This is a genomic window from Pseudomonas sp. PGPPP4, from assembly GCF_002256045.1.
In the GTDB taxonomy this organism is placed as follows: domain Bacteria; phylum Pseudomonadota; class Gammaproteobacteria; order Pseudomonadales; family Pseudomonadaceae; genus Chryseomonas; species Chryseomonas oryzihabitans.
Genome location: NZ_NKID01000001.1, coordinates 611,732 through 629,665, shown reverse-complemented (window position 1 = coordinate 629,665; position 17,934 = coordinate 611,732). Strand labels below are relative to the sequence as shown.

Annotated in this window: 14 protein-coding genes; 9 read left to right on the top strand and 5 right to left on the bottom strand. The window is 65.0% G+C overall.

Features of this window, described 5'->3' with window-relative positions; genetic code table 11:
• Positions 1-549: 549 nt before the first annotated feature.
• Positions 550-1,206, bottom strand: a complete 657-nt coding sequence (locus tag CFE50_RS02850; RefSeq protein WP_027600959.1) for a TetR/AcrR family transcriptional regulator — start codon at positions 1,204-1,206, stop codon at positions 550-552.
• 54 nt (positions 1,207-1,260) lie between these two features.
• Positions 1,261-3,162 (bottom strand): 3-dehydroshikimate dehydratase QuiC, encoded by a 1,902-nt coding sequence (quiC, locus tag CFE50_RS02845; RefSeq protein WP_286730830.1) that lies wholly within the window; start codon positions 3,160-3,162, stop codon positions 1,261-1,263.
• Between the two features lie 448 nt (positions 3,163-3,610).
• Here quiC and CFE50_RS02840 point away from each other — a divergent pair, with 448 nt between their 5' ends.
• The 5 genes from CFE50_RS02840 to CFE50_RS02820 all read left to right on the top strand — a co-directional run bounded on the left by CFE50_RS02840 (position 3,611) and on the right by CFE50_RS02820 (position 10,804).
• Positions 3,611-5,008 carry an MFS transporter gene (locus CFE50_RS02840; protein ID WP_286730828.1) on the top strand — a complete coding sequence of 466 codons (1,398 nt, stop codon included), beginning with the start codon at positions 3,611-3,613 and terminating at the stop codon, positions 5,006-5,008.
• Positions 5,009-5,260: 252 nt separating this feature from the next.
• Positions 5,261-6,526, top strand: coding sequence for an OprD family porin (locus CFE50_RS02835; RefSeq protein WP_286730826.1), 1,266 nt, complete (start codon positions 5,261-5,263; stop codon positions 6,524-6,526).
• A gap of 117 nt (positions 6,527-6,643) precedes the next feature.
• Positions 6,644-7,708: a PA0069 family radical SAM protein gene (locus CFE50_RS02830; RefSeq protein ID WP_286730824.1), complete on the top strand. Its 1,065-nt coding sequence runs from the start codon at positions 6,644-6,646 to the stop codon at positions 7,706-7,708.
• Between the two features lie 454 nt (positions 7,709-8,162).
• Positions 8,163-9,980, top strand: a complete 1,818-nt coding sequence (locus CFE50_RS02825; protein ID WP_286730823.1) for an alpha/beta hydrolase family protein — start codon at positions 8,163-8,165, stop codon at positions 9,978-9,980.
• Positions 9,981-10,066: 86 nt separating this feature from the next.
• Entirely contained in the window at positions 10,067-10,804 is a 738-nt protein-coding gene (locus CFE50_RS02820; protein ID WP_286730821.1) for a DUF502 domain-containing protein, read from the top strand.
• A gap of 134 nt (positions 10,805-10,938) precedes the next feature.
• Here the strand turns inward: CFE50_RS02820 and CFE50_RS02815 are convergent, their stop codons facing one another.
• Positions 10,939-11,736: an SDR family NAD(P)-dependent oxidoreductase gene (locus CFE50_RS02815; protein WP_241808133.1), complete on the bottom strand. Its 798-nt coding sequence runs from the start codon at positions 11,734-11,736 to the stop codon at positions 10,939-10,941.
• 153 nt (positions 11,737-11,889) lie between these two features.
• Between CFE50_RS02815 and CFE50_RS02810 the strand changes: the two genes are divergently transcribed.
• Positions 11,890-12,333 (top strand): thiol-disulfide oxidoreductase DCC family protein, encoded by a 444-nt coding sequence (locus tag CFE50_RS02810; RefSeq protein ID WP_286730818.1) that lies wholly within the window; start codon positions 11,890-11,892, stop codon positions 12,331-12,333.
• 129 nt (positions 12,334-12,462) lie between these two features.
• A complete protein-coding gene (locus CFE50_RS02805) occupies positions 12,463-13,728 on the top strand; it encodes an Hsp70 family protein (protein WP_241808135.1) in 1,266 nt (421 codons plus the stop codon).
• A gap of 33 nt (positions 13,729-13,761) precedes the next feature.
• Here the strand turns inward: CFE50_RS02805 and bdcA are convergent, their stop codons facing one another.
• Positions 13,762-14,475: an SDR family oxidoreductase gene (gene bdcA / locus CFE50_RS02800; RefSeq protein WP_286730814.1), complete on the bottom strand. Its 714-nt coding sequence runs from the start codon at positions 14,473-14,475 to the stop codon at positions 13,762-13,764.
• Between the two features lie 72 nt (positions 14,476-14,547).
• Between bdcA and CFE50_RS02795 the strand changes: the two genes are divergently transcribed.
• The gene (locus CFE50_RS02795; protein ID WP_286730811.1) at positions 14,548-15,147 is read left to right on the top strand and encodes a TetR/AcrR family transcriptional regulator; all 600 of its coding nucleotides are present in this window, start codon (positions 14,548-14,550) and stop codon (positions 15,145-15,147) included.
• Between the two features lie 914 nt (positions 15,148-16,061).
• Here CFE50_RS02795 and CFE50_RS02790 read toward each other — a convergent pair.
• Positions 16,062-16,718, bottom strand: coding sequence for a hypothetical protein (locus CFE50_RS02790; protein WP_286730808.1), 657 nt, complete (start codon positions 16,716-16,718; stop codon positions 16,062-16,064).
• Positions 16,719-17,446: 728 nt separating this feature from the next.
• Between CFE50_RS02790 and CFE50_RS02785 the strand changes: the two genes are divergently transcribed.
• Positions 17,447-17,896: a GyrI-like domain-containing protein gene (locus CFE50_RS02785; protein ID WP_286730806.1), complete on the top strand. Its 450-nt coding sequence runs from the start codon at positions 17,447-17,449 to the stop codon at positions 17,894-17,896.
• The last annotated feature ends 38 nt before the right edge of the window (positions 17,897-17,934 follow it).

The following is a 17,934-nucleotide window of genomic DNA, read 5'->3' as shown; positions in this document are numbered from 1 at the left end:
CAGCACCAAACCTGCGGCCTCGCGCTTGAACTCGGGCGTGAAAGAACGACGTTGTTTGCTCATGGAACACCTCTGTGTGGCGATCATCTTCGCCTAAAAAGGTGTCCGGGGTGAGTGGACCACTACAGGGTAGATGATTCCGCAGGTTGGGTTGAGCGCAGCGAAGCCCAACGCGGGGTATCCGGTAGCGTTGGGCTTCGACGGTGAAGCCGTCTCAACCCGACCTACGCAGTTTTCCAACCTATGAAGCGGGATTTGCCCTCACCCCAGCCCTCTCCCCGAGGGAGAGGGGGTAGATGATTCCGTAGGTTGGGTTGAGCGCAGCGAAGCCCAACGCGGGGTATCCGGCAGCGTTGGGCTTCGACGATGAACCCGTCTCAACCCAACCTACGGAGCTTGCCCTCTCTCAGAGAGAAGATTGCTCGGACGTGTGCGTGGAAAACGCTGCGCGGTTTTCCACCCTACGAATCCATGCCGACAACCAAAAGCCTCGGTCAGACGCCCCCTCTCCCTCTGGGAGAGGGCCGGGGTGAGGGTCTCCCCGAAACCCTAAGGCTGCAGGTAGCGCACCATGGCATCGCCGATCATGGTCTTGTGGCGGCGCAGTACCGCCGGTTCTTCCATGTCGATGTCGTGGATGCGGCCGAAGGTGTGGCGGTTGGAGACTCGGTAGAAGCAGAAAGAGCACATCAGCAGGTGCACATCCACCGCGTCCAGCCCGTTGCGGATCTCGCCGCTGGCTTCGCCGCGGGCGAGAATGCGGCGCAGGGCCTCCAGCGCCGAGGAGTTGAGGCTGGAGATGGTCTCGGACTGGGCCAGGTGGCGACCGCGGTGGATGTTCTCGATGCTCACCACGCGGATGAAGTCGTCGTGACTGCGGTGGTGCTCGAAGAGAAATTCCGCCAGGGTGCGGATCGCCTCCAGCGGCGGCAGGCGGTCCAGCGGCAGTTCGGCCTCGTTGCCGCGCACGTCGCTGTAGAGCTTTTCCAGCACCGTCAGGTAGAGCTGCTCCTTGCTGCCGAAGTAGTAGTAGATCATCCGCTTGGAGGTGTGGGTGCGCTCGGCGATGGCGTCCACCCGCGCCCCGCTCAGGCCCAGGTCGGCGAACTCGGCCACGGCGGCGGCGAGGATGGCCTGGCGGGTCTTCTCGGGATTGTTCTTGCGCGGGGTACGGAGCGTGGGCGCGAGCGCCGGGGTGTCCTGCATCGGGCTGACTCTTGTTGGAGGAGAGGCGCGGGCACCCCAGGGTGCCCGCCTGGCTCAGAATTCCACGGGCGCCGGGCGACCCTGGCGGGCCTGCAGCATGGCCGCCAGGCGGACCGGGCTGTTGGCGGCGCCGTAGCCACTGTAATCCTTGCGCTGGAGGATTTCGAAAAAGAAGCGGTCGGCGAAGGATTCGGTGTAGACGTGGAACAGCTCGCCACCCTGGGCATCGCGGTCGTAGAGGACGTTGTAGTAGGCCAGCCGACTGAGGAAGTCGTCGTCGAAATCGAAGCGCGCCCCCAGGTCGTCGTAGTAGTTCATCGGGATCTCCAGCAGAGGCACCCCGGCGGCCTTGGCCTGCTCCACCGCCTGGAAGATGTCCTGGCAGGCGAAGGCGATGTGGTGCACCCCCGAGCCGCGATAACTCGACAGCGCCCGGGCGATGGCGGTGTTGCGATTCTCCGAGATGTTGAGCGCCAGGCGCACGCTGCTCTCGCGATTCTTCAGGGCGCGACTCTTGACCAGGCCGTAGGGGTCCGGGACCACCACCTCGTCGTCGGCGCTGAAGTCGAACAGGCTCTTGTAGAACAGCACCCAGCTGTCCAGGGCATCGGCCGGCAGGGCGATGGCCACGTGGTCGACGTGGGTCAGGCCGAGGCCGCCGCTGGCGCCGGCGCTGACGTCGAAGTCGGTGTCATAGAGACTGCGGCCGTCGGCGCCGCGATCGGCGAGGTAGATCAGGCTGCCATCGGGCGCCCGCACCGCCGGGATCTCCCGCTCGTTGGGGCCGACCAGGCCGCGATAGGGCTGCGCCCGGTACTGCTGGGCGCGCTCCAGGGCGGCCTGGCTGTCCGGCACGCGCAGGGCCATGGCGCACAGCGAGGGGCCATGGGCCTCGAAGAAGTTGTGGCCGAAGGAATAGGGTTCGGCGTTGAGCACCAAGTTGATCTCGCCCTGGCGCAGCAGGGTGACGTTCTTGGAGCGGTGCCGGCCGGCCCGGGCGAAGCCCAGCTTGCCCAGCCAGCCGGCCAATTGGGCGCCATGGACGTCGTCCACGGCGAATTCGAGAAATTCGGTGCCCTCCAGGCGCGGCGCCTCGGGCGGAGCGAACAGCGGCGCCGCCACCGGGGTCTCTTCGCGCTGCAGCCGCGCCGCGGTCTGCTCTTCCAGGTAGAGCAGGGATCTCAGGCCATCGGCGGCGGTGGCGCGGGTCTGGGCGGCGCGGAAACCGTCGTTGAAGATCTCCAGCGACAGCGGCCCCTGGTAGCCGGTCTGCAGGATGGGCGCGAGAAAGCCGGCCAGGTCGAATTCGCCCTGCCCCGGGAAGCAGCGGAAATGCCGACTCCACTCCAGCACGTCCATCTGCAGCACGGGCGCATCGGCCATCTGCACGAAAAAGATCTTGTCCCCGGGAATCTGCGCGATGCCCGCCGGATCTCCGCCGATGGACAGAGTGTGGAAGCTGTCGAGCAGCACGCCGAGATTGAGGTGATCGACCGCCTTCACCAGCCGCCAGACCTGCTGCCAGGTGTTGACGTGGCGCCCCCAGGCCAGGGCTTCGTAGCCGATGCGCAGGCCACGCGGGGCGGCGCGTTCGGCCAGCAGCTGCAGGTCGTCGGCGATCAGGCGCTCGTCGCCCAGGCTGTCGGCGGCAGTGTTGCTGCACACCAGGACGAGGTCGGTGCCCAGCTCCTGCATGAGGTCGAACTTGCGCTCGGCGCGGTCGAGATTGCGCTGCAGCCGCTCGCGGCGATTGCCCTCGAAGTCGCGAAAGGGCTGGAACAGGGTGATGGCCAGCCCCAGGTCCTGGGCGCGCTGGCGGATCTCCCGCGGACTGGCACCGGAATACAGCAGGTCGTTCTCGAAGATCTCCACACCGTCGAAGCCCGCCGCGGCGATGGCCTCGAGCTTTTCGGTCAGGGTGCCGCTGATGGATACGGTCGCGATGGAACGCTGCATGCCGGTGCTCCTGTGTTGAACGGCCACTCCGCGGGCTGGGCCAGGGCGGGGTGACGCGGATCGGTCGGGTCTGGTGCCGATTATTCGTGGCGCCCGGCGACCCAACAATGGATTATGTACGAACCGGTTAGTTTCTGTTCGCTGATCGAACAGTTGGGCATCCGGCGAATTGACCAGTCCCGCTAGCGCCTCGCACTATGATCGCAGAGCCCAGCGCTCGTCGCTTCCGCCGCGTCGACCATAACAAGACAAACAAGAGTGTGCGTCCATGCCCCAGCTATCCACGTTATCCTGCGTCCCCCGTCTCGTCTGCAGCCCCACCGCGCGCAGTCGGCGACGGCCAGGCTAGGTCCTCCCGTCCTTTCCATCTTCGGCTCCCGCGACCCGAGCGAGTTCGTGCGCGGCGCTGAAACCCTCCTGGCCTGACAATAAAATTCCGGAGACAACCATGGCCAATACCGCCTCCCCCACCCCCGGCTCCCAAGCCAAGAAAGCCACCGCCAGCGGCTGGATCGGCTCGGCGCTGGAATACTACGACTTCTTCATCTACGCCCAGGCGGCGGCGCTGATCTTCCCGCAGATCTTCTTCCCCTCCAGCGATCCCAAGATGGCCATCGTCGCCTCCCTCGCCACCTATGGCGTGGGCTATCTGGCCCGCCCGGTGGGTGCCTTCGTGCTCGGTCACTGGGGCGATACCCGCGGCCGCAAGAACGTCCTGCTGCTGTGCATGTTCCTCATGGGCATCGCCACCATGGCCGTGGGCCTGCTGCCCACCTACCACCAGATCGGCATCCTCGCGCCCATCCTGCTGGTGGTGCTGCGCCTGATCCAGGGTTTCGCCGTGGCCGGCGAGATCTCCGGGGCCAGCTCCATGGTGCTCGAACACGCCCCCTTCGGACGGCGCGGCTACTATGCGAGCTTTACCCTGCAGGGCGTCCAGGCCGGCCAGGTGATGGCCGCGGCGATCTTCCTGCCGCTGGCCTACTTCATGCCCGCCGACGCCTTCAACAGCTGGGGCTGGCGCATCCCCTTCCTGCTCAGCGCCTTCGTCCTGCTGGCCGGCTTCATCATCCGTCGCGAGGTCCATGAGACGCCCGCCTTCGTCAAGGAAGAAGCCAAGACCGGCACCACCACCGTGGCCAGACGCTCGCCCATCGGCGAAGCCCTGAGCACCAGCTGGAAGGCCATGATTCTGGTCGCACTGATGGCGCTGATGAACGTCATCCCGGTGGTGGCCACCATCTTCGGCGCCGCCTATGCGGTGCAGCCGGCCTACGGCATCGGCTTCGACAAGAGCGTCTACCTGTGGATACCGGTGGTGGGCAACATCGTCGCCGTGCTGGTGATCCCCTTCGTCGGCAACCTCTCCGATCGCATCGGCCGCCGGCCGACCATGATCGGCGGCGCCCTGGGTTCGGGTCTGCTGGCCTTTGGTTACCTCTACGCCATCAGCATCCACAATCTGCCGCTGGCCTTCCTCATGTCGCTGCTGATGTGGGGCGTGGTCTACCAGGGCTACAACGCGGTGTTCCCGAGCTTCTACCCGGAGCAGTTCCAGACCCGCTACCGCGTCTCGGCCATGGCCATCGCCCAGAACATCGGCACCATGTTCACCGCCATGCTGCCGGCGCTGTTCACCCTGGTCGCCCCGCCCGGCACCGAGAACATCTGGCTGGTGGTCGGCGGCCTGGCCTTTGGCGTGACCTGCCTGTCGGCCCTGGCGGCCTACCTCTCGCCGGAAACCTACCGGGTGCCCATGAGCGACCTGGGCAAGCCAGGCGCCCTGCAGATGGACAAGCACTCCTACGACACGGCCCGCCAGGACAGCCTCAAGGCCAGCGTCTGACCCCTCGCGAGCCCTCGCCTGGCGAGGGCTCCGCTCTGCTACCTTGGTAGCCTTGCCGTAAGACATACGTTGTCATATAACTACACAACCGAACGCCTCGGTCGCTGCTTTCCGATAATTCAAATAAGAAAGGAATCCCTCATGTCGCCTGCCCCCTCCTAGCCGTCCCTCGCCTCACCGCCCGACCCGCCCTCGTCAGATGCCGCCCCCGCGCCGGCAGGGCACCCCTTACCTACAAGAACAAGGAACACCATGAGCACTCGACTCGCTTCCGGCCGGCTCGCCCGTGCCTGCGCCGCCTTCGCCGCTCTCACCAGCACCACGCCGCTGTGGGCCGCGGACGGCTTCATCGAAGGCACCAAGGCCAATCTCAACCTGCGTAACTTCTACTTCAATCGCAATTTCGTCGACCCCGCCTACACCGCGCAGAACAAGGCCGAGGAATGGACCCAGAGCTTCATCTTCGGCCTGACCTCCGGCTACACCCAGGGGCCGGTGGGCTTCGGCATCGATGCCCTGGGGCTCTATTCGGTCAAGCTCGACGGTGGCGCCGGCACCTATGGCACCCAGCTGCTACCGACCCATGCCGGCAACGAGCCGGCCAAGGATTTCGGGCGCCTGGCGGTGGCCGCCAAGGCCAAGGTCTCCAAGACCGATATCAAGGTCGGCGAGTGGTTCGCCGTGCTGCCGATCCTCAGGTCCGACGACGGCCGCTCGCTGCCGCAGACCTTCCAGGGCGCGCAGATCCACTCCACCGAGATCCAGAATCTGGAACTCTGGGGCGGCCAGATGCGGCAGAACAGCCCGCGCAACGACGCCAGCATGGAAGACATGTTCATGCAGGGCCGCGCCAATGCCACCTCCGACCGCTTCAACTTCGTCGGCGGCGAATACACCTTGAACGAAAAGCGCACCCGAGTCGGCCTCTGGTACGCCCAGCTCGAAGACATCTACCACCAGAAATTCATCAACCTGATCCACTACCAGCCGGTGGGCAGCTGGACCCTGGGCGCCAACCTCGGCTACTTCATCGGCGACGACGACGGCTCGGCCCGAGCCGGCGCCCTGGACAACCGCACCGCCTATGCGCTGCTCTCGGCCAAGCAGGGCGGCGGCACCTTCTATGTCGGCCTGCAGCGCGTCAGTGGCGACAGCGCCTGGATGAGGGTCAACGGCACCAGCGGCGGCACCCTGGCCAACGACAGCTACAACTCCAGCTACGACAACGCCCGGGAACGCTCCTGGCAGGTGCGCTACGACCACAACTTCGCCGCCTTCGGCCTCCCCGGCCTGACGCTGATGAACCGCTACCTCAGCGGTGACAACGTCCATACCGGTGCCATCACCGACGGCAAGGAATGGGGTCGCGAATCCGAGGTGCAATACGAGGTGCAGAGCGGGCCGCTGAAGAAACTGCTGATCCGCTGGCGCAACTCCAGCATGAGACGCGACTACAGCGCCAGCGGCTCCTTCGACGAAAACCGCATCATCCTCAACTACCCGATTTCGGTACTGTAGGACGCCGATTGGCGGCTGGGCGGGCGGCCGCTCCGCCCGCCCGCCCAGCCGACCGCCGCCGCTTGCCCGGATCGCCCAGGCCTTATACTGTACAAAGATACAGCAAGAGGCCCTGACATGACTCAGCCCCAGCGCCCGCCACGGGGTCGTGGCACCGCCAGCAATCCGCACAATCGCTTTGCCGCCACCCGCAGCGAGGTCGAGCACGATGGCTGGTACGAGGACGCCACCCCGCTGACCTTCACCACCGCCGTCCGCCAGGAAACGGCCAAGACGGTGATCAGCCGCAACCAGTCGCCGGACGTCGGCTTCGATCGCTCGGTGAATCCCTATCGCGGCTGCGAGCATGGCTGCATCTACTGTTTCGCCCGCCCCTCCCACGCCTACTGGGACCTCTCGCCCGGCATCGATTTCGAGACCCAGCTGATCGCCAAGACCAATCTGGCCGAGCGGCTGGAGGCGGAGCTGAGCAAGCCGGGCTACCAGCCGCAGCCCATCGCCCTGGGCATCAACACCGACGGCTACCAGCCCATCGAGCGGCAATACCAGCTGACGCGCCAGGCGCTGGAGATCCTGCTGCGCTATCGCCATCCGGTGACCCTCATCACCAAGAGCGCGCTGATCCTGCGCGACCTGGATCTGCTGGTGCAGCTGGCCGAGCGCAACCTGGTGCGCGTGGCCTTCAGTCTCACCACGCTGGATGATGACCTCAAGCGCATCCTCGAACCCCGCACCGCTGCGCCCCAGGCCCGGCTGCGGGCCATGCGCACCCTGGACGAGCACGGGGTGCCGGTGAGCGCCCTGCTGGCGCCGATGATTCCCATGATCAACGACCATGAGCTGGAAGCCCTACTGGAAGCGGCCCGCGATCATGGCGCCCGCTCGGCCGGCTATACGCTGCTGCGACTGCCGCTGGAGATCGTCGAGCTGTTCGAGGAATGGCTGCAGACGCACTTTCCCGAACGCGCCGCCCATGTGATGAGCCTGATCCGGCAGTCGCGCGGCGGGAAGAACTACGACAGTCGCTTCGGCATCCGCATGAAGGGCGAAGGTCAGTTCGCCGAGCTGCTGGCCCAGCGCTTTCGCCTGGCACGCCGCCGCTTCGGCCTGGAGCGCCGCGAGGGCGAAGGCCTGGACTGCAGCCAGTTCGCCCCGCCAGGGGAGCAGCTGGGGTTGTTTTAGCACGGGCGTCGAACGGGCTCCCCCTCACCCCAGCCCTCTCCCAGAGGGAGAGGGGGAAACGCGGCGCACGCCTCGTAGGTTGGGTTGAGCGCAGCGAAGCCCAACGGCCTGACACCCTCACCCCAGCCCTCTCCCAGAGGGAGAGGGGGAAAAGCGACGCAGCCTCGTAGGTTGGGTTGAGCGCAGCGAAGCCCAACGGCCTGACACCCTCACCCCAACCCTCTCCCAAGGGGAGAGGGGGAAAAGCGACGCAGCTTCGTAGGTTGGGTTGAGCGCAGCGAAGCCCAACAGCCTGACGCCCTCACCCAGCCCTCTCCCAGAGGGAGAGGGGGAATAGCGCCGCAGCCTCGTAGATTGGGTTGAGCGCAGCGAAGCCCAACGGCGTGGCCTCCCTCACCCAGCCCTCGCCACCCAGCTGCTAGGCTAAACGGCTGTGCCTATCTCTGGAGTCGCCATGACCGCCCCTACCCCGCTCACGCCGGCCCAGGCCGTTGCCGCCGGTATCGACTTCGCCGAACTCAAGGTCGATGCCAGCGGCCTCTACTGGAGCCAATACGATCCCACCGATGGCGCCACCCGCCTCTGGGTCCGCGAGGCCGGCGCCGGGCCGCGCTGCCTCACGCCGGCGGGGTTCAGCCTGCGCAGCAAGGTCTATGAATACGGCGGCGGCGCCCTCTGCCTGGGGGACCAGGGACCGCTGTTCGTCAATGAAGCCGACCAGGCGGTCTATCGCCAGCCGCGGGATGGCGGCGCGCCCGAATGGCTGGCCGGAGGCGAGGCCTGGCGCTACGGCGATCTGCACTGGGATGGTGTCCGGCAGCAGGTGCTGGCGGTCGAGGAGGATCGCCGCGAGCAGCCGCCGCGCCATCGCCTGGTCGCCCTGAGTGCCGGTGGCGCACGCCAGGTGCTGGCCGAGGGCGCGGATTTCTATGCCGCACCGCGCACCAGCGCCGACGGGAGCCGCCTGGCCTGGATCGAGTGGGACAGGCCCCACCAGCCCTGGACCCGCACCCGGCTGCTGACGGCGACGCTGGACGCCGAGGGATGTCCCGGTGCGCCCACCGTGGTGTCGGCCGATCCCGAGGAGTCGCTGCAACAGCCGCTGTTCGATAGCGAGCAGCGGCTCTGGGCGCTGAGCGATCGCCAGGGCTGGTGGCAGCCCTGGTGCGAGTCCGCGGCGGGCTTCGCGCCCCAGGAGGCGCCTGCGGCGGATCATGCCGCCGCGCCCTGGCAACTGGGTGGTGCCAGTTGGTTGCCGACGGCGGAAGGCTGGCTGGCGACCTGGCAGGAAGGCGGCTTCGGCGTGCTCGGCGAGCGCCGGGCAGCGGGAGAGACCCGCCGCCTGGCCGCGGACTTCAGCCGTTTCCGCGGGCTGGCCCTGGACGACAGCCATTGCTACTGCATCGCCGCGGCGCCCACGCGCCCCTCGGCGGTGCTGGCCATCGATCGCCAGAGCGGCGCGGTGGAGATCGTCACCGGCGGCGTCGCGCCCCTGGGCGACAGCGCCATCGTCGCCCCCCAGCCGCTGAGCTATCCCAGCGGCGACGGCCAAGCCCAGGGCTTTCTCTATCTGCCGGAGCGGCACGGCGAGGGCCCGCCGCCGCTGCTGGTCAGCATCCACGGCGGTCCCACCTCCTGCACCTATCCGGTGTTCGATGCGCGCATCCAGTTCTGGGTGCGCCAGGGCTTCGCCGTGGCCGATCTCAACTATCGCGGCAGCAGCGGCCACGGCCGGGCCTACCGCCAGGCGCTGCACCTGCGCTGGGGCGTGGTGGACGTCGAGGACGCCTGCGCGGTGGTCGACCACCTGGGTGTCCAAGGCCTGGTGGACCCGACGCGAGCCTTTATCCGTGGCGGCAGCGCCGGCGGCTACACAGTGCTCTGCGCCCTGGCCTTCCACGACGTCTTTCGCGCCGGCGCCAGCCTCTATGGCGTCAGCGATCCCCTGGCGCTGGCCAAGGTCACCCACAAGTTCGAGGCCGACTACCTGGACTGGCTGATCGGCGATCCCGAGGCCGATCGCGCGCGCTACGAGGCACGGACGCCGCTGCTGCATGCCGAGGGCATCCAGGCACCGGTGATCTTTCTGCAGGGCCTCAAGGACGCCGTGGTGGTCCCCGCCCAGACCGACGCCATGGCCGCGGCCCTGGAGGCGCGTGGCATACCGGTGGTGGTCAGGCGCTATCCCGACGAAGGCCATGGCTTTCGCCGAGCGGCCAACCAGGCGGATGCCCTGGAACAGGAAGCCGCCTTCTATCGCCGCTGGCTATAACGGCGGCGCACTGAGAAAGTCGGGCCAGGCCGACGCTGAGCGCGCCTGGCCCGTATAGAATGGCGCTTTAGCCGTCGAGTTCTTGCATGCCCTTCGTTCGCCGCGGTATCGAAAGCATCGTCTCCACCTGGCTGGCCGGCCTGCTGCTGCTCCTGCCACTGGTGCTGACCCTGGCGCTGATCGGCTGGATCGTCAGTTTCCTCAATGGCCTGATCGGCCCCAACACCACCCTGGGCCGGTTGTTCGTGGCGGTTGGTCATCCCTTCGTCGGCAATTCCATGGCGGCCTATGGCCTCGGCACCCTGCTGCTGCTGGTGCTGCTCTATCCGCTGGGGCTGGCGGTCAAGCTGGGCCTGCGTCGGCCGCTGGGCTGGTTCGCCGACATGACCTTTCGCCGCATTCCGGTGGTGGGCAAGCTCTATGGCCTGGCCGAGCGCTTCGTCGAGTTGCTCGATCGCAAGGAAGGCGGGGCGGACATCCGCGCCATGAGTCCGGTGTGGTGCTTCTTCGGGGGTCAGGGCGTGGCAGTGCTGGCGCTGCTGCCCAATCCAGCGGTGATCGACATCGAGGGTCGCCACTATCACGCCGTGCTGGTGCCTTCGGCGCCCGTCCCCGTGGGTGGCGGGCTGCTCTATGTGCCGGTGGACTGGGTGAAACCGGCGGACATGGGCATCGATATGTTCACCAGCATCTATGTCTCCATGGGCATCACCCTGCCGCCGGTGGTCAAGGATCGCCAGGTGGAATTCATTCCGCTGGAAGAAGCCGTGCGCCGCCAGCAGGAAAACGGGACGGCCGAAGAGCCGTCCCGCCAGCCTCGATAAGGATTTGCTAAAAAGTCGCCGAGCGAAGGTCAGGCAAGGCAAAAACCAGCGAGGAAGCGGAGTTTACAAATAGTAAATGAGCATTCCGAGCTGGTTTTTAACGCAGCATCACCGAGCGCAGGCACTTTTTAACCTTAGTTCTGCACCGCCTGGACCGAGCCACCATCGACGCGCAAGTTGCTGCCATTGATGAAGGAAGCGCGCTCGGACACCAGCAGAGCGATGGCCGCGGCCACCTCTTCCACCTTGCCGCGGCGCTTCTGCACGATGCCGGGCCGCTCTTCGTCGAGGAAGCTTTCGATGGCTTCCTCGAAGGAGACGCCCTTTTCCTCCGCGCGCTTTTCCATCATGCCATCGGTCATGCCGGTCTCGATGAAGGCGGGGGACACGGTGTTGCACAGCACGCCGTGGGCCGCTTCCTTGTACGACAGGTTCTTGATGAAGGCGGCCAGGGCGGCCTTGGCCACGTTGTAGACGGCTTCTTCCCAATAGGGCTGGACGGCGTTTTCCGAGGTGATGCAGACGAAGCGACCCCAGCCGCGCTTGCGCATGCGCGGAATGGCGGCGCGACCGACGCGCACGGCGGAAAAGAAGTCGGTGGCCCAGGCTTCCTCGTAGTCGGCATCGGCCAGTTCCAGGGGATCGCCCTTGGCGCCGGTGACGCCGGCGGTGTGCACCACGATGTCGATCTGGCCGAAGCGGGATTCACCCTGCTCCACCAGTTGGTCCACCGCAGCCTGGTCGGTCATGTCGGCGGCGATCAGCAGCGTATCGCCCGGCAGGCCCTTGGCCGCCTCTTCCAGCTTGCCCTGCTCCAGGTCGGAGAGCACCAGCTTGACGCCCTCTTCGGCCAGCAGCTTCGCCGTGGCCAGACCCATGCCACCGCTGGCCCCCGTGATAAGGGCGACGCGCCCCTTGATTCCCAGATCCATACCGACCTCGCTGATTAATTGCGTACAGTGCCGTCATCCGGCGTCTCTGATTCCGACTCGCCACGAGGCGCCGTTGCGCTTACCGTTCGGCGGAAAGCGCAACGGCAGCCCTGCCTGCCGGTCCAGATAGGCAAGACCCCTGGGAAGTTCACGATGCACGCACCCCGCCTGCCCCTGACCCTCTTTCACGACGGCGCCTGCCCGCTGTGCGCCCGCGAGATCGCCTGGCTGCGGCGCCATGCCGACCCCAGCCAACTGCAGCTGGTGGACCTGGCCGCGCCGGACTATCCGAGCCAGGCGCCGGTCGATGCGCCGCCGCGTCAGGCCATGCTCGATCTGCTGCACGCCCGGGATGCCGACGGCCGCTGGTTCAAGGGCCTGGAGGCCACCTACTGGAGCTGGCGCACCGCCGGCCTCGGCCACTGGGCGCGGCCGCTGGCCTGGCGACCGTTGCGGCCCCTGCTGGAGCTGGGCTATAGCCTGTTCCTCAAGCTGCGCCCGGGTCTGACCTGGCTACCCCATCCGGAGGGCAGTCGGCGCTGCCAGGATGATGTCTGCACCCTGGACGAATCGCGCGACCGCTCGCGCCGGGGCTGACGCCGCAACGCGCCCGCACCCGCTTCAGTCCCGCAGACGCGCGGGCCCACCCTGCTGGCATCCGGCCAGGGTTCGCCTGCAGGCGCGTCTCGGCTAAACTGCGCGGCTGCTCGCGTTACGGATCCTGACATGTCTGCTGCTCTACCCGCCCGCGCCCTGGGCCTCGACTTCGGTACCTCCAACTCCACCGCCGGCTGGTTCAGGCCCTCGGGCGAGGTCCTGCTGCCCCTCGAAGAGGGCAAGGCCACCCTGCCCTCGGTGATCTTCTTCAACGCCGAGGAGCGCCGTCCGGCCTATGGCCGCCAGGCGCTGCACGAATACCTGGAAGGCTACGAGGGGCGTCTGCTGCGCTCGCTCAAGAGTCTGCTCGGCTCCAACCTGCTCAAGGGCGAGACCAGCATCCTCGGCAGCGCCCTGCCCTTCACCGAGGTGCTCGGCCTGTTTCTCGGCACCCTCAAGCAGCGCGCCGAACAGCAGGCCGATCGCCCCTTCGACGCCGTAGTGCTGGGCCGTCCAGTGCACTTCGTCGATGACGATCCGGTCGCCGACCAGGAAGCCGAGGACACCCTGGCCGCCGTGGCGCGCCAGGTGGGCTTCAGCGACATCTCCTTCCAGTTCGAACCCCTCGCCGCCGCCTTCGACTACGAGCGCAGCATCGAGCGCGAGGAACTGGTGCTGATCGTCGACATCGGCGGCGGTACCTCGGACTTCTCCCTGGTGCGCCTGGCGCCGGAGCGTCGCGCCCTGGCCGACCGCGCCGGCGACATCCTCGCCACCGGCGGCGTGCACGTTGGCGGTACCGACTTCGACCGCCAGTTGAGCCTGGAAGGGGTGATGCCGTTGCTGGGCTACGGCAGCGCCATGAAGAGTGGTGCCACCATGCCCACCAGCCACTACATCAACCTGGCCACCTGGCACACCATCAACGCCGTCTACGCCAAGAAGAGCGTGCTGGGCCTGCGCGACATGAGATACGACGCCCAGGACACCCGCTGCATGGATCGCCTGTTCAAGCTCATCGAACAGCGTGCCGGCCACTGGCTGGCGATCCAGGTGGAAGACGCCAAGATCGCCCTGACCGACGACTGGCGCCGTACCCTGCGCCTGGATCGGATCGAGACCGGCCTGGCCGCGGATCTGGAACGGCCGCTGTTCGACGCCGCCATCGCCCTGCAACTGGAGCGCCTGAGCCGCGGCGTGGACGACCTGCTGGCCCGCGCCGATCTGGATCCGGCGCGGGTCGACAGCCTGTTCTTCACCGGCGGCTCCAGCGGCATCCCGGCGCTGCGCCAGGCCCTCGCCAAACGCTTCCCCGGCGCCCGCCTGGTGGACGGCGACCGCTTCGGCAACATCGGCAACGGCCTGGCCATCGAGGCGTTCAAGCGCTACGGCTAGGGTGGCCGCACTCGGCGCCGGTCGCGTGCTCGATCAGGCGCCGAAGGCGCCGTCGATGGTGTGCATGGCGCCGGTGACGAAGCCGGCTTCGGGGCCGGCCAGCCAGGCGACCATGCCGGCCACCTCGTCGGCGCTGCCGTGGCGCTTGATCGCCATGAAGCTGTGCATCAGCTCCTTCATGGGGCCATCGGCCGGATTCATCTCGGTATCGATGGGGCCCGGCTGCACCACGTTGACGGTGATGCCGCGTGGACCGAAGTCCCGCGCCAGACCGCGAGCGAGGCCCTGCAGGGCCGACTTGCTCACGGCATAGGCGGCCAGGCCGGGCACCGGCATGCGATCGCCATTCACCGAGCCGATGACGATGATCCGCCCGCCTGCCGGCATCTGCCGCGCCGCCTCGACCGCCGCGTGATAGGGCGCCTGGATGTTGATACTGAACAGGCGATCGATGGCGTCCGGGTCCTGTTCCAGGGCATCGCCGAACAGCGCCACGCCGGAATTCACCACCAGCACGTCCAGCGGACCACAGGCGCGCACTCGGGCGATCACCGCGTCGCGGTCGGCGCTGTCGGTCAGCTCGGCGATGCTACCGGTCTCCGCGGCCAACGCCTGGGCGGCGTCCCGGGAACTGGCATAGGTAAAGATCACCTGGGCGCCGGCGGCGGTGAAGCGTCGCACGATGGCGGCGCCTATGCCGCGACTGCCACCCAGCACCAACACCTTCTTGCCTGCGAAATCGCTCATGAGTCAGCCTCCTGATTAATGTAGTGGGTGCTACAATAAGCCTCTCGGATCCGCTGTCAAAGTATTTTTGTAATGATCACTACAAATAAAGCCGCACCTCGCGGGCGACCGCGCCGCTTCGATCCGGACGAGGCCATTGTCCAGGCGCAGCGTCTGTTCCATGAAAAGGGCTATGACGGGGTGAGCGTGGCCGATCTGACCCAGGCGCTCGGGATCAGGCCGCCAAGCTTCTATGCGGCCTTCGGCAGCAAGCTCGCGCTGTACCAACGGGTGCTGGAGCGCTACATCTCGAATGGCGCCCTGCTGCTAAGACAGATCCTGGAGGCCGAGCAGTCTCTGGCGGTGGCCCTGACGCAGGTGCTGGAAGAGGCGGCGCGCAGCTATGCGGTCGATCCCGGCGCGACCGGTTGCCTGGTGCTCGAGGGCACTCGTTCCGACGATCCCCAGGCCCGCGCGGCAGCCGACCGTTACCACCAGGCGGCCCAGGCGCTGATCAGGGCCCGGATCGCCGCCTGCCAGCCGCAGCGTGCTGAGGAGTTGGCCGACTTCGTCATCACCACCATGGCCGGACTCTCTGCCAGCGCGCGGCATGGCCAGAGCGTGAAGCGCTTGCTGGCAAGTGCACGCCTGGCGGGCCTGGCGCTGACCCAGGCGCTGTCGGCAGACATGTGAGCCGCCGCGATGGAACGCGGATCGCAACGGCCGGGCGTATAAGCCTTTCTCGCCAGGGCGAAGTGCAGCGCTAGGCTGGCGAGATCATCGCACCGCATCCAGCGCTGGTGCTTGGCCGAACACGGCTTTCACGGCCCTGAGTCAACATCTGGTGCGCGGGTCGCCCGTTCGCGCTCATCGAACAACACTTGGGTCACTGGCTAATAATCCAGGTGGAAGACATCAAGTAAATCCGCCACTTAGGAACGGCGTGGAAATCGGACACAGAACTTCAGGGAGTGAACTCGTTAGGCCAATCCTCCCCAGCCCCGGCTGTCGCCTTTCGATTTCGCCTACGCCTACCCCTGTAGCACATATCGTATACATATCTGATAGATAAAAATCTGCCGTTTGATCTGACTTAGGATTCGCCGATGCCGTATTGGATATCTTGCCCTGCCATACTGTACGGAAAAATAAAAGGTGCTAGACTCCAATTGGTGTCTAGCACCCTAATGCAGCACTACCACAGCCCTGACCAGTGGAGACTCGACCCTACGCTGGTTCAGGGCTTTTCGTTTTGAGGGCATCTAGATGGGTAGGCTTGCATCTGGATACCTATGACTCTTCTCCTCACGGCCCGCATGCGGCCTCCTTTCATAGTTCCTTACGTTAGCGTCGCACCATCACAGCTCTAATCAGACGAAAGCAAACATCAAATCTGTCTAAAGCTTTTAATTTCGAGGGCATCGAGGTGGATGGGCTAGCACTCGATGCCCCTTACTCTTCTCTTCGCGACATGCATATACAGCCTCCTTTCGAAATCTTTACTTCAGCATTGCAACAAAACAACATCGACCATAATAATATTCAAACCCAGCCAGTCTAAGACTGTCACCCTTAGGGAGCCTGGATATTTAACAACCTTCAACTCTCTATACGACCACCTTCGGCCTTATTATTCGTTTTTTCTTGGAAGCCGGAACTGAATTATTCGCTGTCTTTTTCATGTCTTCATCAGCCAATGTCGCAGCCTTCTCCTGCTCCTTGAGTTTCTTCAAATACTCTTGAAACGCCTCAATATCGCTATAGGCGCCAATCTCCGGCAAACGCTCGATGAAACGGCTATACAGACCACTTTGAACCTTGCCGTTCTCGTACATAAATTCAACCGCAGCGTTAGGATTAGTGAGCATCACATAGTGAAACTCACCGGATGCTCCTGGCTTTGAGATGATAAATTTCAATTCACGAAGCTTTTTCATCCTACGACGCCAAGTGTCTACAGCCCGCTCGCCGAGAAACCCTGCCTCAGCAGCAAAAGTACTAGGATTCTCTATTGTTATCACTGGATGATCGGGCATACGCGCCCATAAACAAAACAGCACGTGTCCAGCAGGCTGTCCCTTCGACTGAGCATCGATGATCTGCATCGCAATTGGCAGAGTTCGAGGAATCGTGCTAAAGCCATCGTGAGTTTTGCGCGTCCATATCCATGCTTCGGCAATATCGGGAAAGTGAACCAATATTAATTGCTGAGCACGCTCCGCCATTGTTAGACGTCGCTTTGCTGCTTGCTTTGCATTAGCCATTCTGCAAACCTCATTCGCTTTATCTTGAGCTCAGTTTCCCTTCATCCACTCAAGATGACAAACCGTCATTACGCGTTCATACCACGCATTTTCATGTGCGCTAATCAACGATACAGCCCTTCAAAATTCTCGTATCAAGCTATCTGAAACATTTGAATTGCGCCATATCGCGCGTAAAAAAATTATAAACCATTGATTTTATTAAATTTAATTAATAGATGCGGTGCTCGGCGTGCTCGAGTGTGCTCGGCGTGCTCAGTGTGCTCGCCGTGATCCAGGGTGTTGGGTGTGGGAAGAGGGGCGTGCCAGGGTTGGGTAGCCATCATTTTTTCTCATTTCCAAGCGCTCCCCATAGACGCTGAGTCGGTCCTAGTCCGATCTCTCGCAATGGAAAGAGATTGAAGCTGACGTCCTCTCTGCCAGAATGAAATCCATTTGCAGCCGCGAGGTCGTAGGCCAGGGCCTTGGTGTATAGGTAAAAAGCTCTTGTGCTGACTAGCTTCAACTAGACTTCTCGTAGGCGCGTCTTTTGTCGTCGCCCATGTCGTAGAAAAGACTGTTGTGCAAGCCATAGCCTTTTTAACAAAAGCAGCGAACGCTCTTCGCAGAATCAGAGATATGCCCTGGCAGCGGCTGCGACCTTTAGTCCGACGGCCGCCGTGGCTGACCGCGCGGCGCCGCTGGAGTAAGGTGGCGGCCTTCAAGCCATCTTCGAGAGAGTCTGTCCCATGTCGCTGGAAATCGTCGACCATCCCGCCCTGGAAGTGACCGGCCTGCTGTTCGAGCCCGGCCAGGGCGAAGACATCGCCGCCCTCTGGCGGCGCTTCGCCGACCGCGCCGGGGAAATCACCGGCCGCGAAGGCGAGGCCGAATGGTACGGCCTGAGCTGGCGCCAGGCCGGCACCATGCACTACCTGGCCGCGGTGGCCACCGCACCGGGCGCCCCGCTGCCCGCCGGCATGGTGCGCCAGGAACTGCCGGAAGGCCGCTACGCCCGCTACGTGCACCTGGGCACCGCGCCCAGCGTGGCCAAGAGCCTCGGCCGGCTGTTCGCCGAGCTGCTGCCGGCGCGCGGCCTGCAACCCCGTCCCGGCGCCTGCTTCGAGCACTACACCGAGGCCTTCACCGGGGTGGATGCCCAGGATTCGCAGATCTATATCTACGTGCCGGTCTTCTAAAGGCCACTCGCCGCAGCGCGGACAGGGCGTTCGTCAGC

Bases quoted from the DNA above. Each gene is read 5' to 3' on its own strand.
- CFE50_RS02825 (WP_286730823.1), top strand. From the start codon at position 8,163: ATGACCGCCCCTACCCCGCTCACGCCGGCCCAGGCCGTTGCCGCCGGT.
- CFE50_RS02830 (WP_286730824.1), top strand. From the start codon at position 6,644: ATGACTCAGCCCCAGCGCCCGCCACGGGGTCGTGGCACCGCCAGCAAT.
- CFE50_RS02805 (WP_241808135.1), top strand. From the start codon at position 12,463: ATGTCTGCTGCTCTACCCGCCCGCGCCCTGGGCCTCGACTTCGGTACC.
- CFE50_RS02850 (WP_027600959.1), bottom strand. From the start codon at position 1,206: ATGCAGGACACCCCGGCGCTCGCGCCCACGCTCCGTACCCCGCGCAAG.
- quiC (WP_286730830.1), bottom strand. From the start codon at position 3,162: ATGCAGCGTTCCATCGCGACCGTATCCATCAGCGGCACCCTGACCGAA.
- CFE50_RS02815 (WP_241808133.1), bottom strand. From the start codon at position 11,736: ATGGATCTGGGAATCAAGGGGCGCGTCGCCCTTATCACGGGGGCCAGC.
- CFE50_RS02820 (WP_286730821.1), top strand. From the start codon at position 10,067: ATGCCCTTCGTTCGCCGCGGTATCGAAAGCATCGTCTCCACCTGGCTG.
- CFE50_RS02795 (WP_286730811.1), top strand. From the start codon at position 14,548: ATGATCACTACAAATAAAGCCGCACCTCGCGGGCGACCGCGCCGCTTC.
- CFE50_RS02790 (WP_286730808.1), bottom strand. From the start codon at position 16,718: ATGGCTAATGCAAAGCAAGCAGCAAAGCGACGTCTAACAATGGCGGAG.
- bdcA (WP_286730814.1), bottom strand. From the start codon at position 14,475: ATGAGCGATTTCGCAGGCAAGAAGGTGTTGGTGCTGGGTGGCAGTCGC.
- CFE50_RS02810 (WP_286730818.1), top strand. From the start codon at position 11,890: ATGCACGCACCCCGCCTGCCCCTGACCCTCTTTCACGACGGCGCCTGC.
- CFE50_RS02785 (WP_286730806.1), top strand. From the start codon at position 17,447: ATGTCGCTGGAAATCGTCGACCATCCCGCCCTGGAAGTGACCGGCCTG.
- CFE50_RS02840 (WP_286730828.1), top strand. From the start codon at position 3,611: ATGGCCAATACCGCCTCCCCCACCCCCGGCTCCCAAGCCAAGAAAGCC.
- CFE50_RS02835 (WP_286730826.1), top strand. From the start codon at position 5,261: ATGAGCACTCGACTCGCTTCCGGCCGGCTCGCCCGTGCCTGCGCCGCC.